General features: G+C 73.1%; 10 protein-coding genes. All 10 read left to right on the top strand.

What is annotated here, in order from left to right; genetic code table 11:
* Positions 1-1901: 1901 nt before the first annotated feature.
* The 10 genes from ACWCPW_RS27205 (at position 1902) to ACWCPW_RS27160 (ending at position 13642) form a co-directional block, all read left to right on the top strand.
* A complete protein-coding gene (locus ACWCPW_RS27205) occupies positions 1902-2600 on the top strand; it encodes an SAF domain-containing protein (RefSeq protein WP_449764219.1) in 699 nt (232 codons plus the stop codon).
* Positions 2597-3487 (top strand): MinD/ParA family ATP-binding protein, encoded by an 891-nt coding sequence (locus tag ACWCPW_RS27200; protein WP_449764218.1) that lies wholly within the window; start codon positions 2597-2599, stop codon positions 3485-3487. Before ACWCPW_RS27205 ends, ACWCPW_RS27200 begins: the two co-directional genes overlap by 4 nt.
* Positions 3488-3635: 148 nt before the next feature.
* Entirely contained in the window at positions 3636-5060 is a 1425-nt protein-coding gene (locus tag ACWCPW_RS27195; RefSeq protein WP_449764217.1) for a CpaF family protein, read from the top strand.
* Between the two features lie 5 nt (positions 5061-5065).
* On the top strand, positions 5066-5992 hold the full coding sequence (locus tag ACWCPW_RS27190) for a type II secretion system F family protein (protein WP_449764216.1): 927 nt from the start codon (positions 5066-5068) through the stop codon (positions 5990-5992).
* Positions 5989-6879: a type II secretion system F family protein gene (locus tag ACWCPW_RS27185; protein WP_449764215.1), complete on the top strand. Its 891-nt coding sequence runs from the start codon at positions 5989-5991 to the stop codon at positions 6877-6879. The genes ACWCPW_RS27190 and ACWCPW_RS27185 overlap by 4 nt, the downstream gene beginning before the upstream one ends.
* A 35-nt stretch (positions 6880-6914) precedes the next feature.
* On the top strand, positions 6915-7127 hold the full coding sequence (locus tag ACWCPW_RS27180; RefSeq protein WP_395871027.1) for a hypothetical protein: 213 nt from the start codon (positions 6915-6917) through the stop codon (positions 7125-7127).
* A 1-nt stretch (position 7128) separates the two neighbouring features.
* Positions 7129-7557 carry a TadE/TadG family type IV pilus assembly protein gene (locus ACWCPW_RS27175; protein ID WP_449764214.1) on the top strand — a complete coding sequence of 143 codons (429 nt, stop codon included), beginning with the start codon at positions 7129-7131 and terminating at the stop codon, positions 7555-7557.
* Positions 7558-7935: 378 nt separating this feature from the next.
* Entirely contained in the window at positions 7936-8364 is a 429-nt protein-coding gene (locus ACWCPW_RS27170; RefSeq protein ID WP_449764213.1) for a TadE/TadG family type IV pilus assembly protein, read from the top strand.
* Positions 8365-8915: 551 nt separating this feature from the next.
* Entirely contained in the window at positions 8916-9383 is a 468-nt protein-coding gene (locus tag ACWCPW_RS27165; RefSeq protein WP_449764212.1) for a pilus assembly protein TadG-related protein, read from the top strand.
* Positions 9380-13642: a LysM peptidoglycan-binding domain-containing protein gene (locus ACWCPW_RS27160; protein WP_449764211.1), complete on the top strand. Its 4263-nt coding sequence runs from the start codon at positions 9380-9382 to the stop codon at positions 13640-13642. The genes ACWCPW_RS27165 and ACWCPW_RS27160 overlap by 4 nt, the downstream gene beginning before the upstream one ends.
* Positions 13643-13652 lie beyond the last annotated feature (10 nt).

Raw genomic sequence — 13652 nt, 5'->3', positions numbered from 1 at the left:
GTCGGCCGACATGCCTGCCGTGGGGACTCCCCGACACACGTGTCGCATTTTTCGGGTGTCGGAGAGGCTGACCCAGCGACATTGTCGAGGATCTCCATCCCGACCCAACCCATCGAGGACGAACTCGCCGCGTTCATGGACACATCCAGCCGTGAGCAGGAACCGCAACCGGCATGGACCGCGTCGCCTCGACGGTCACCGCCAGGAGCAGGGCACCGTACGAACGCGTACCGCCCAGCACGAAGCCGGGCCGACCGCCACGTCGCCCACCCCCGCCATACCCGAGCACCCGGTACCGACATGGCGGCCGACACGACCCGACAACAGGCGCCACCCAGGCCCGCCAAAGTCGGATGTCGCCGGAATTGGGGAACGGAGACGACAACCACGTCGGGTCCGCGCAGCGCGAACCCGGACTGTCGAGCCGATGGACCCGACACTCCACCCGCGTCGTGTCGGCACGCAGGAGCACGATGTCGCCGGCACCCAGGAGGCGACACGCGAGCCGTCTCGCCGCCACGTCACGACGCCCGGCAATACCGGTCTCGGCCCCCGACCGGCCAAACGACTCGTTCGACGACGAGCGTGGCGGCGTATCCGGAAGGTGGGGGTGACGTTGCGACCCGGGCCTTCCGGGAGGGTCGTCAATCGGTGGCGCAAGTTGTTCCGCGTCGGGGTGAGGGCGGGCGGGAGACCGTGGCAACACGAATTCGTGGCCCTTGCCCAAGGTCGGCCCAGCCTTTGCCCAAGGCCTGCCCACTCCTTGCCCTCCCGCTCATCGCGGCGTGATGATCCCGCCCCACCTGGCCGGACCCGTTGAGCCGGTCGGCTTTACGGCTCTTGCGAGAGGGGGCCGGCCGGAGCGGGCCGGTCGTCTGAGGTGAGCGGTGACCGTCACCTCAGCCCTCAGCCCGAGGCCCTCGCCGAGGCCGCCGCCCATGTGACCGACCACTTCGCGGGCTGGATCGTCACTAGATGGAACGACGAAAGCGAGCCGTACTTTGCGTGGCATCGCGGGCGCACCTTCCGGGAGGCGCTCGGCGAGCGACGATCGTGCGCGACCGCGAGACGGCGCACGGCACCCGGGCCGGAGTACGGGACTTCCACCACACTGGGAGTCGCGGGGAGGGCGGCCCGGTCCCCGGTGCCGCAGGCAGCAGGTCGGGACCCGATCCGACCCGACCCGATCCGACCCGCCGCCCGTGGCAAAGAGGCGGGGGAGGGGCTGTACGTCGACCGCGTCGAGGCGCCGTGTCCGGGGCACGACCCCGATCGGATTGCGCGCGGACTCCGCGCGGACTCCGCGCGGTGAGGTTCCGTGGTGCGGACGGTGGGCTCACTCCACCTGCGCGGGGATTCCTCCTATCACTCGTAGAGCCCCACGACCGGGTCGGCTCATCGCCACCTGCATGGGGACTGCGTCGGCCGGGTCAGGGTAGCTGTGGGGCTATTTCCGGATGGTTCCTCAACGTCTGTGCGTGCTGGGTGGATTCGCTGTTCGAGGTCACGACTTTGCTGCTCCGTTGACAATTCGGCTGATTGCGCGCTTCGCGACCCGGATTCGTCCTCGAGGGACTTGCTCGGTGATCTTGGAATCGTGCGTTGCGGCTCCGTTTGTTGGGAGGGGAGGTGGACTCCCCTGCCAGGGTGCGGAGTTCGGGGGTGTTGGGTTCGGTGGGAGTGTGGGGGTTTCGGGGCTTCGCGGTGGGTGGGGGTGGGGAGGGGAGTTTTCTCCCGGGTGTCACAACGCGCCCGGTGGTGGCACCTACCGGGTGTGGGGATTGCGTCACAGATCGATCGCGTCCCGTTGGCTGGAACAGTATGTTGGCTTGTCCGATGGGGGAATTCTTTATGTCCCTTCGGTCGCCGATGTTGTGTATCGGGATATAGGGGGAGTCTGCGTGAAATCCGCGACGGCGCGTCGGTCTCGCGAGGGTGGGGACGGGGTCGCCTCGGAGGCCTCGTTGGTGACGCCGCCCAAGGGGTTGGGGCAGCGGCGGCGCAGGCCGGGGGTGATGGCTCTGGCGGTGGCGTTGGTCGCGGTCGGTGGGGTCGGCGGGGCCGCGTTGTTCACCGCGAAGGACAAGCGGGTCGAGGTGTTGGCCGTCGCGAGGACCGTGCCGTACGGGGCCGTGGTCACGGATGCGGATGTGCGTACCGTGATGGTGTCGGTCGGCGGGGGTGTGCAGACCGTCTCGGCGAAGGACAAGCGTTCGGTGGTGGGCAAGCGCGCCGCGGTGGAGTTGCGTCCGGACACGATCCTGTCGCGCGGGCAGGTCACCGACGCGTTGGTGTTGCAGCCGGACGAGATTCTGGTCGGCATGGCGCTGACGCCGGGGCAGTTGCCGACGACGCCGTTGCAGCCGGGGCGCAAGGTCTGGGTGGTGTCCACGCCGGGCAAGTCCGATGTGAGCAAGGGTCAGACGTTGACGCCGCCCGCCACGGTGACCGCGACCGTGTTCGCGGTCGGGACCCCCGATCAGTCGGGGAAGGTGGTGGTCGACGTCGCCGTGGCCAAGGGTGATGCCGCCACCGTCGCCGCGCGGGCGTCGACCGAACTCGTTGCGCTGGTGGTTCTGCAGCCGGAGGCCAGGCCGTGACGGTCGTTGCGGTGGTCGGGGGAGTGGGTGCGCCCGGCGCGACCACGACCTCGTTGGGTCTGACCCTGGCGTGGCCGCTGGCCGAGGGCGCCCGGGTGGTGTTGGTGGAGGCCGACCCGGACGGCGGTGCCGTGTTGGCGGGTGCCTTGCGTGGGCGGGTGTCGGCGCAGTACGGCCTGCATCAGCTCGGACTGGCGCACCGGCAGGGCAAGTTGGACGAGTTCTTCTTTCAGCAGTTGATCGATCTCACCGGTGGGGAGCGCACTCGGCTGCTTCTGCCGGGCTTGGCCGACTACGCCCAGGCTCCGTCGCTCGCGCACACCTGGGAACCTTTGGCGCGGCTGCTGGCCTGGCTCGAGGGCTCGGACATCCCGCACGACGTGATCATCGACCTGGGCCGCTCGGGCACGTTGGGGTCCTCGGCGGTCCTGGCCCGCAAGGCGGACGTCGTGCTGGTCGTCGCGCGCGGGACGTTGCGCTCGGCCACCGCCGCGCGCGTGCGGGTCGAGGCGCTGCGCCGGGATCTGGACACCAACGGCACCGGCGCGGACGCGGTGGGTCTGGCCGTGGTGGAAGGTCCGGACTATCCGGCGGGCGAGGTCGCGAAGTTGCTGGGTCTGCCCTTGTTGATGTCCTTGCCGTACGACGTGCGCACGGCGGAGGCGATGTCCGACGGGCGGGGCGAGGTGGACAAGCGGGCCATGCGGTCGAGGCTGATGCGCCAGATCGCCTCCGGTGCGGACGAGGTCCTCTCGCACGCGCGCGCCCGTCGTGTGCGTCTGTGGGTACCGGGGTCCAAGCCCGGTCCGGGGCCGGCCGCGGGCATGGGATTCGGCTCGGGATTCGGCTCGGGTTCGGGAACGGGGGAGCAGCCTCGTGTTGGGTAACGCCTCCCCTCTGCATCGCCAGCCCACCCCCGCCGACACCGCTGCGCCGCCCGCGGGGCCCGGCCACCACGCGCCCGCGCCAGCACACGCGCCGGCCCCGCCGCCGCCCCCGCCGCCGCCGCCCCCGTCCGCGACCACCTGGGCGCCCTTGCCCACCGGCCCCGTCTCGGCCGCCCGCGTCGGCACCGCGTCCGGCCCGGCGCTGGGCGACGGCGCCCCGCAACTGGTCCTGGATCTGGCGGCGGTTCGCGTGTTGCGCGAGCGTGCCGCCGAGCGGTTACACGAGCAGGAGCGGGCCCGCCCCGGCCTGCCCGAGAGCGATCGCGAGCAACGTGGTCGTGCCCTGATCGCCCAAGTCGTCGCCGAATGGGCGGACGTGACCGCGCGCGAGCGAGGCGCCGCGACCTCCCCGACCGAGGACCGCGCGTACGCCCGCGCCGTCTTCGACTGGATCTTTCGTGCCGGCCCGCTGGAGCCGTACCTCAACGACGACGCGGTCGAGAACATCCTGATCAACGGCTTCGAGACGGTGTGGGTGGACTACGCCGACCGTCCCCGTCGCCGGGTCGCGCCGCTGACGGCCTCGGACGAGGAACTGCGCGAGTTGCTGCGCAATCTCGCCCGCCGCAGCGGCGCGGGCGAGCGCACGCTGTCGACGTCGTCGCCGTTCCTGGCGCTGCGTCTGCCCGACGGTTCGCGCCTGCAGGCCGTCATCGAGGTCACCCAGCACACCTGCGTGACCATCCGCCGGCACCGGGTCAAGACCGTCTCCCTGGACGACCTGGTCGCGTGGGGCACCCTCGAACCCATCCTGGCCCGGTTCCTGGGCGCGTTGATCCGCGCGAAGAAGAACGTGATCATCTGCGGGACGCAGGGCGTGGGCAAGACCTCGCTGCTGCGCGCGCTGGCCCGCGAGATTCCGGCTTCGGAACGCGTGGGCACGTTGGAGAGCGAGTACGAGCTGTTCCTGCACGAACTCGGCCACCTCGAACAGGTGATCGCGTTCGAGGCCCGCGAGGGCAACGGCGAACGCGGCAACGACGGCCGCTCCGCCGGCGAGATCACCATCGGCGACATGATCCCGCCGGCCCTGCGGATGACGCTCTCGCGGATGATCGTCGGCGAGGTCCGCTCCAGCGAGATCGTGCCGATGCTGCGGGTGATGACCAACGGCGAGGGCGGCTCGATGTGCACCCTCCACGTTCGCGAACCGCACATGATCTTCGACCGGATCGCCGAACTGTGCCTGGAGTACGGCCAACACATGAGCGATCGGCTGGCCTACCGGCTGGCCGCCAACGCCGTCGACTACCTCGTGTTCGTCCGGATGATCGACGAGAGCGGGATCGGCGGACGCCGGCACCGCTTCGTCTCGCACGTCCTGCAGATGGCCGGGATGGGGGAGAACGGCCGCCCGGCCACCAACACGGTGTTCGGCCCGCGCGGCGAGGACCCGCGCGCGGTGCCGCTCACCGCGCCCACCGACGCCGCGGCCCTGCGCCGGGCGGGCTTCGACCCGCTGTGGCTCAACGCCGCCCCGCAATGGGCGCCGATGCACCTCGTGGGGGGTTGACCGACATGGACGCACAAGCCCTCTGGGCGGGCGTGTGCACGGCGGTGGTCGTCGCCGGCCTCGTCCTGCTGTGGTGGGGATGGCGCGGAACCGAGGGCGAACGCCTGCCCCGACCCGGTCGAACCCGCCGCGTACGCACGCCGCTGTCGCCGGGCGCCGCCCGCACGCGCAACATCCGCCGGATCGCCGCGGTCGTCGCGGGCATCGCCGCGTGGCTGCTCACCGGCTGGCTGGTCGCGGTCGTCCTGGTGCCCGTCGCGGTGCTGGGCTGGCCCTGGCTGATGGCCCCCACTCGCGCCGACTACACCGGCATCGACCGGCTCGACGCCCTCGCCGAATGGACCCGGCGCCTGGCCGACCTCGTCGAACTCGGCGCCGGCCTGGAGAACGCCATCCTCACCTCACGCGCCACCTGCCCGGCGCCGATCGAGGCCGAGGTCGGCGACCTCGTCTCGCGCCTACAGGCCCAATGGCGACCCGCCGACGCCCTGTACCGCTTCGCCGACTCCTTCCAGGACGCCACCGCCGACAAGATCGCCGCCGCGCTGATCCTGCGCGCCGACGACCGCGGCCCCGGACTGGCCCTGGCGCTGCGGGACTTCGCCACGACCGTGCGCGAAGAGGTACGCCAGCGCCGCTCGATCGAGGCCGACCGGGCCAGCGCCCGCGCCACGGTCCGCTGGATCACCTACCTCACGGTCGCGATGGGCGGGCTGATGGCGTTCAACCGCGACTACGCGGAGCCGTACGCCAGTGCCGTCGGCCAGACCTCGCTGGTCGTGCTGATGATCTGCTTCACCGGCGTCCTGTTGTGGATGCGGTCGGTGACCGCGTACAAGCCGGCGCCGCGAATCCTGGTCCACGACGACCGCAGCGTCGTCACCGTCGTCACCCCGGCCGACACGGTCGCCACGCCGGAGGCCGTGCGATGATCTCCACCTGGTATCTGATCCCCGGCGCCCTGGTCGGTGCGGGCATCGCCCTGCTGATCCGCGAACTGCGCCCGGCCCCACCGGACTTGACCGCCGCTGCCGAGCGCCTGACCGGCCGGCCGACCGCCGCCGCCCTCGCCGCGCGCGACACCGGCACCGGCAGCGCGTTCGGCGACGCCCTGGCGCGGCTGGCCCAGCGCGTACCCGGGGTCTCCGTCCCGCACACCCGGCTGGCCCTGGTCGGCCAGAGCGCCGGGGACCACCTGCGCACGAAGGCCGCGATGGGCCTGCTCGGCCTGCTCCTGCCGGTCCTGTTCTCCACCGCGGTGAGCATGCTCGGCATCACGCTGCCGTTCGTCGTCCCCGTCGGCGCGTGCCTGGTCCTGTGCGTCGTCATGTGGCAGACCCCCGACCGCGAACTCGCGACCAAGGCCAAGGCGGCCCGGGTGGAGTTCCAGCACGCCGCCGCCACCTACCTCGACCTGGTCGCGCTGCAACGCGCCGGCGACGCGGGCCCCGCCGAGGCCCTCGAACACGCCGCGCAGGTGGGCAACGGGTGGGCCTTCCTGCGGATCCAGGACGCGCTCGCCCGTGCCCGCGCGCACGGCGCCGACCCCTGGCAGGCCCTGCGCGACCTCGCCGGCGACCTCGACCTGCCCGAACTCGCCGACGTCGCCGACATCATCGAACTCGCCGGCGTCGAGGGCGCCGCCGTCTACGGCACCCTCCGCGCCCGCGCCGCCGCGCTGCGCACCGAACTCCTGTCCGCGGAGCACGAACGCGCCAACACCGACTCGGAACGCCTGGTGGTACCGGGCACCGTCCTGGTGATCCTGCTGACGATCTTCCTGGGCCTGCCGGCCATCCTCCAGATCGTCGCGATCTGAGCCCCGGGCCACCGAACAACACACGGAGGGAACTCATGTACAACGCCGCGCTCCACTTCGCCCTGACCTTCGCCCTGACCGTGCGCGACCGCTACCGGCGCAAGGTCGAGGAGGAAGGCTCCGACGCCGGGCTCACGAGCCTGGAGGTCGCCTTGATCGCCGCCGGGGTGGGTGTACTGGCGGTGGGGCTGATCGCGGTCATCACGAAGGTCGTGAACGGGAAGATCAGCATCATCAATGGGTTCTGACATGCTCCACCCGCTCCACCCGCTCGGCCGCGTCCGTCGCCGATATCGGGAGCTGGAACCGGACGGCGGGACCACCTCGCTGCAACTGGCCATCCTCATGCCGGTGGTGCTGACCCTGATCCTGGTGACCCTGCAGGGCTGCCTGTGGTGGTTCGCCCGCGAGGCGGCGCTGGCCGCCGCCCGCGAGGGCGTCGAATCCGGCCGGGCCTATCGGATCGGCAGCCCGCAGAGCGCGGCGGACCGCGCCCGGCAGGCCGCCGACAACCTGGGCCTGCGCAACCCGAGCGTGTCCACGTCGGGCAGCACCGCCGACACGGTACGGGTGCGGGTCACCGCCAAGTGCCTGTCGATCGTGCCGCTGCTGCCGGACATCACGATCACGCAGGACGCGCAGGCGCCGGTGGAGCGGTGGGATCCGTTCGTGCCGTGACACGCGATTTTCCGCAGTACCTGATTTCCCGTGGCACCTGCCTTCCGTATCACCCGATTACCTGTGGGATCCGACTACCCCGCGAGATTCGATCACCCCGTGACCCGCCGCCGTTCCCGGAACCCGGAGAGGAGGACGACACCCGTGTTGGCACCCTGTTTTCGCCCGCGCCGCGATCGTGCCCGAGGAGGGGCGGCTCCGGCGGCCGTCTCCGTGTCCGCGGGTGCAGCCGCCGCTGCGATTGGCCGGGCGATTGCACCCGCCCCCGCGATCCGCCCGGCGATCGTCGTCGCGACCACCCCTGCAATAGCCCTCGCGACCACCCTTACGACCGCCTCCGCGAGCGCTCGCGCGCCCGGGGCGGGGCGGCGCGCTCGCGTGGACGGTCGCGACAGCGGCTCGGTCGCCCTCGAAGTGGCCATCCTGGTACCGGCGTTGATCGCCCTGCTGTTGCTGGGCGTGTTGGCCGGACGGGTCACCCTGGCGGGGTCGGCCGTGGACGCCGCAGCGAAGGCCGCAGCCAGGGCCGCGACTTCGGCCCGTACGGCCGGCGACGCCCAGAGCCGTGCCGTCAGCGCGGCCGGCGCCACGCTGTCCCAGCAGGGGCTGCACTGCGCGAGCACCACGGTCACCGTGGACACCTCCGGCTTCGCCGCGCCCGTGGGCACCGTCGCCTCCGTCACCGCGACCGTCACCTGCCGCCTCCCGCTCGGCGACCTCGCCGCGCCCGGCCTGCCCAACCTGGGGACCAAGTCGATGACTTCCACGTTCGTGTCCCCGCTCGACACCTATCGGGCGCGGGGATGAGCGGCGCCACGCTCGCGGACGGGCGCGGGCACGACGAGGACTTCGGCCGAGTGCGTGGGAGCGACGCGGCTTTCGATCGGGGCGGCTGGATGGACACTGCTGCCACCGGGGTGGGCGGGATCGGAACTGCTTTTGGTGGAGTGGGCGGGGCCGGCACTGCTTCCGGTGGGGTGGGCGGGATCGGCACCGTTTCCGGTGGGGTGGGCGGGGCCGGCACTGCTTCCGGTGGGGTGGGCGTCGCCGACATCGCGTTCGTTCGGGTGGGCGGGGGCGACGCCGTTCCCGCCGGGGGGAGCGGGGCCGACGCGGTTTCCGGCCGGGCGGGCGGGGGCGCCATCGTTCCCGCCGGGGAGGGTGGGGGCGGCACCGGTTGCGCTTGGGGCGGCAGGGGCGGCGGGGGCGACACCGCTCCCGCGTACTCGTGTGGGCGACACCGCGATCGCTCCGCTTCGGGCTGCGTCGACGTGGCTCGCGCGTACGCGGGCGCGCCCGAAGAACCGGCCGGCCGCCCCGGACCCGGGACGCGGCCCAGGTCGCGGGCACGTCGCGCGGTGCCCGCGCCGCGGCCGCCGGCGGGACGGCGAAGGCCCCTGGGGGCGCGGGACGAGGGCAGTGTCAGCCTGCTCTTCGCGGGCGTCGCCATCGCGGTCCTGTTGTTGATCGGGCTGGTCGTCGACGGCGGCGGCCGACTGCGCGCCGCCCAGCGCGCGGACAGCCTCGCCGCCGAGGCCGCGCGCGCCGCCGCCCAGGCCATCGACCCGGCCGCCGCCATCCAGGACGGCGCGGTGCAGATGAACCCCAACGCCGCGGTCCCGGCCGCGACCGCTCGCGCCTACCTGGCCCGCGCGGGCGCGAGCGGCACCGTGTCGGTCGGCGCCGACCGGGTCACGCTCACCGTCACCGTCACCGTCCCCTTCAAACCCGTCTTCAGCGGGATGCTCACCGACGGATCCGTCTCCGCCACCGCGCGGGTCACCCTCGTCCACGGCGTCATCGCACCGGAGGGCAACACATCATGAACGCCACCCGTCCCACCCCCGACCGCCGGCGCCGCGCCCCCATCGCGCCCCTGCGGGCCCTGGCAAGTCTGGTGGCGCTGGCCGCGGTTCTGGCCGCGATGCCCACCGTCCTGTTCCTGGCGACCCGTACCCTGGCGCCCCGCTTCCCCGACCGCGACGACCTCACCTTCGAGGCACTCGTGGAGCGGCCCGCCGACGCCGGCGTCGCCTACGTCGCCGCGCTCGCGGTCGGCTGGCTCGCGTGGGCGATCCTGGCCGGCTCCGTGCTCTGGGAGATCCCGGCGGCGCTGCGGGGGCGTACCCGCCGCGCGGTACGCGGATTCCGCTGGAGCCAACGCCTGGCCGCGTTCCTCCTCGGCGGCCTGGCCCTGACCATGTCCGCCGGACCCGCCCTGGCCGCACACGCCGCCCCGGTGGCCGCCGCGTCCGCGCCCGCCGGCGTCGACACGACCGCGCAGGCCACACCCGCCGCGCCCGCCACCGCGCGAGGCAGCGCAGCCCCGGCCGGACCCACGTACACCGTCCAACGCGGCGACACCCTGTGGGACATCGCCGAACGCACCCTGGGCGACGGCGCCCGCTGGCACGAGATCGCCGAACTCAACGACGGCCGCGTCATGACCGACGGGCACACCTTCCGGGCCGCCGACGACATCGACGTCGGCTGGATCCTGCGGATGCCGGCCGGCGCCCGCGCCACCACGCCGCCCGCCGCGACCGCGCCCGAGAGCGCCGACCCCGCCGCCCCCGCCGCCCCCGCACAGGCACCGGCCGGCGACACGCCCCGTACCGTCACGGTGCGCTCGGGCGACACCCTCTCCGCCATCGCGCAGCGCGAACTGGGCGACCCCGACTGGACGTTGCTCTTCGAGGCCAACAAGGACCGGCCGCAGGCGGGCGGGGGTGCGCTGACCGATCCCGACGTGATCGAGACCGGGTGGGTGCTGAACCTGCCGACGGCTTCGGACACGCAGGCCGCTCCGCCCGCAGCGGAAGCTCCCGGCGCATCGGCAGATCCTGCGGCGGCAGCTCCGGAGACCGTGCCCGGCGCGCCCTCGACACGTGCGGCAGATCCCGGCGCGTCGTCGCCTGGCGCGGGGGGTGCCACCGCGGGGCCGTCCGAGCAGGCACCGCCCGCTCAGACGCCGCCGGCCCAAGTGCCGCCTGCGCAGGACCCGCAGACCCAGACTCCGCCCGCTCAGGTGCCGCCCGCCCAGCCACCCGGTGAACAGCCTCCGGTCGCCGACGTACCGGCGCCTCCCGCGCAGGACCCCGGTATTCAGCAGCCCGCGCCGGCCGAAACGGCCCAGGCCCCGGCACCGGCGTCCACGGATGCGCCCGCGACGCAACCGCCCGCCGGGGCCGACGCCCCCGCGCCTTCGGCGCAGCCCGGCGCGCCCGGCGCGCCAGCAGTGCCTGCGGCCGTCGACGGAGATGACGACGGTGACGAGGCTTTGTCCCTGGTCCCGATCGGTATCGGCGTCGGCGCGCTGGCCGGTGCCGGACTGATCGCCGCCGTGGGCGTACGCCGACGGCTCCAGCAGCGTGAACGTCGCGCCCACCGGCGCATCGCGATGCCCGCCCCCGGCCCGGCAGCGTACGAACAGCGCCTGCGCGCCGCGGAACGACCCGAAGGCGCCGAGTTCCTCGACCTGGCCCTGAGCACGCTGGGCATCGAACTCGCCGACGCGGGCCGCCCGATGCCCGCCTTCACCACCGGCCACCTCACCCTCGCCGGCCTCGAACTGCGCCTGCGTACCGCCGAACCGCCCATCGCCCCCTTCAACGCCGTCGACGGCGACACCACCCGCTGGTTCTGCCCGGTCGACGCGCCCCTGGTCGGCCCCGAGCGCGCCCGGGTCTTGCCCGCCCCTTGCCCGGCACTGGCCCCGATCGCCCGTACGGCCATCGGCGAGGTCCTCCTGGACCTGGAGTCCTGCCCCGTCACCCTCCTCGACGGCACCCCCGACCAGCAGCGACAGATCCTGCGCACCCTGGCCGTCGCGCTGCTGACCGGGCCGCGCGGGGAGAACGTGTCGGTGACCGTCGTCGGCCTCGACGACGACCTCGGCGCACTCGACCCCCTTCCGGGACAGAAGGTCTTCCGCGCGGCATCGACCGCCGAGGCACTGTCGCGCCTGGCCGGCTGGCACGACGCGTGCGCCGAGGTCCTCACCCGCGAGTACACGCCCTCCGCCCGCGCGGCCCGCACCATCGGCGCCGCCCCCGACACCTGGCCCCCGGAGATCGTGCTGTCCCGGGAGCCCCTCGACGCCGACGCGATCACCGCGCTGCGACGCCTGGAAGGCCACGCAACCCGCACCGCCTGGGCCGTCGTCGCCCCCGCGCCTGCCGACTCCGAGGCGCCCGAGCATTGGTACACCCTGCCCAGCGGTCCCGACCCGACCATGCTGCCCGGCCTCGACGCCGAGGCCACCCTCCACCGCCTGCCGGACGAGGAACTCGCGGCCCTGGTGGGCATCTTCACCGCGGCGGAGGACACGAAGGGGCATCCCGCTCCGGAGACGGACGACGCGACCGGCGACGCAGCCGCCGACGCTGTCGGGGACGCGGCTGGGGCAGTGGCCGGGGACGGTGGTGCGGAGGCTTCCGTGGTGACGCCGAACGACGCGGCTGCGTCGACGGCCACCGGGACGGCTGTGCCGGCCGCGCCCGACCGCGGTGTCATCACCGTGACGGCCTACGCCGAGCCGCCCTTCGACAGCGGAACGCTCGTCCCTCGCGGAGTACCCACCGCAGTAGCCACGTTCCCGCTGTCGGGCGGTCCCACGTCACCGACCCCGCCCGCGAAGCCGCTGCACAACCCGACGATCGGCGTCGTACCGCCGATCGAGAACAGCGGCGCCGATTCCGCAGGCGACAGCGCGGCTGTCGACGCCGTCGACGCCGTCGATGCCACTGTCGCCGTCGGTGATCCGGGTCCGGTGGCGGGGGGCCGCGAGCCGGAGCCGGAGCCGGAGATCGGCCCAGGGCCGGAGCCGACCGAGGACGTGACCGTCGTCGAGGACGCGCCCGCCCCAGCCGCGGAACCGGAACACGATACCCACACCACCGAATCCACCGAAGCCGCCGAATCCACAGAAGTCGCCGACGCGCCCACCTCCACTTCCGGGACCGTTCCCGTCTCCGTCTCCGTCTCCGTCCCCGTCCCCGCCTCCACCGCCCCGCCCGTCGCCCCGTTCAGGTCCTTCCTCGGGTCCGTCGGATCCGAGGCCCAGGGCGACGACGGCCAAGCGGCGGACGTCGATCCGGCATCGATCCCGGCATCATCCACCGAGGACGAACACGCCGACGTCGGCGCCTGGTTGGACTCCCTGCCCACCCCGGACGACGAGGACGCCGCCTGGGCCCAGGCATGGGAGGAGACCATGGCCGAGACCTCCTCGACGATCCTGCCCACGACGTCCCCCTCCACGGAAGCTGCCGCATCCACATCCGCGGAGGCCGAACCGGCGCTGACCGGCGTACCCAGCACACGCCACACCGGACCGGAGATCCGCGTCCTGGGACCGGTGGAGATCGTCGGCGTGGGCGACCCGGCCGAGGCCAGCAAACGCGCCCGCCTCACCGAACTCGCCGCCTACCTCGTCCTCAACCCGGGCCTCGGCCACAGCGACGTCGACGCCGCGATCTGGCCCGACAGCGGCTCCGCCACCAACCGCCACACCGCGATGAGCAAACTCCGCCGCTGGCTGGGCACCAACCCCGACGGCACCCCCTACCTGCCGATGATCGGCGACGCCGGCTACCGCTTCGCCCCGGGCGTGACCTGCGACTGGACCCGCTTCCAACGCCTGGCCCGCAAGGGCATGCGCCTGGGCCCCCTCGGCGGCCCCGACCTGACCACGGCACTGTCCCTGGTCCGCGGTCGTCCGTTCGGCGGCACCAGCCCACGCCGCTACATCTGGGCCGAATACCTGCGCCAGGACATGACCTCCTCGATCGTCGACGTCGCCGCCCGCCTGGGCGAACTACGCCTGCGCGACGGAGACATCCGCGGCGCGAAGCTCGCCCTCGGCAAGGGCCTCGAGGTCTGCCCCGAATCCGAGATGCTCTACCGCCTGATGTTCCGCGCCGCCTACCTCTCCGGCGACATCAACGAACTCGAGGCCTACGCCGCCCGCCTCAACCGCCTCCTCGACGACCTCGGCTGCGACATGGAAGACGACACCATCCACCTCCTCCGCTCCCTCCTCGAAGCCCGCCGCCGAACCCCCAACTCCCGCGCCGCGGGGTAGCGAAGAAGCC

The sequence above is a fragment of the Embleya sp. NPDC001921 genome (assembly GCF_053594475.1).
Note: the sequence above shows the minus strand (reverse complement) of the source record. Positions and strands in the feature narration are given on the sequence as shown.

What these genes read in the sequence shown, in the direction of transcription:
- ACWCPW_RS27180 (WP_395871027.1), top strand. Translation starts at nt 6,915, where the DNA reads ATGTACAACGCCGCGCTCCACTTCGCCCTGACCTTCGCCCTGACCGTG.
- ACWCPW_RS27190 (WP_449764216.1), top strand. Translation starts at nt 5,066, where the DNA reads ATGGACGCACAAGCCCTCTGGGCGGGCGTGTGCACGGCGGTGGTCGTC.
- ACWCPW_RS27160 (WP_449764211.1), top strand. Translation starts at nt 9,380, where the DNA reads ATGAACGCCACCCGTCCCACCCCCGACCGCCGGCGCCGCGCCCCCATC.
- ACWCPW_RS27175 (WP_449764214.1), top strand. Translation starts at nt 7,129, where the DNA reads ATGCTCCACCCGCTCCACCCGCTCGGCCGCGTCCGTCGCCGATATCGG.
- ACWCPW_RS27185 (WP_449764215.1), top strand. Translation starts at nt 5,989, where the DNA reads ATGATCTCCACCTGGTATCTGATCCCCGGCGCCCTGGTCGGTGCGGGC.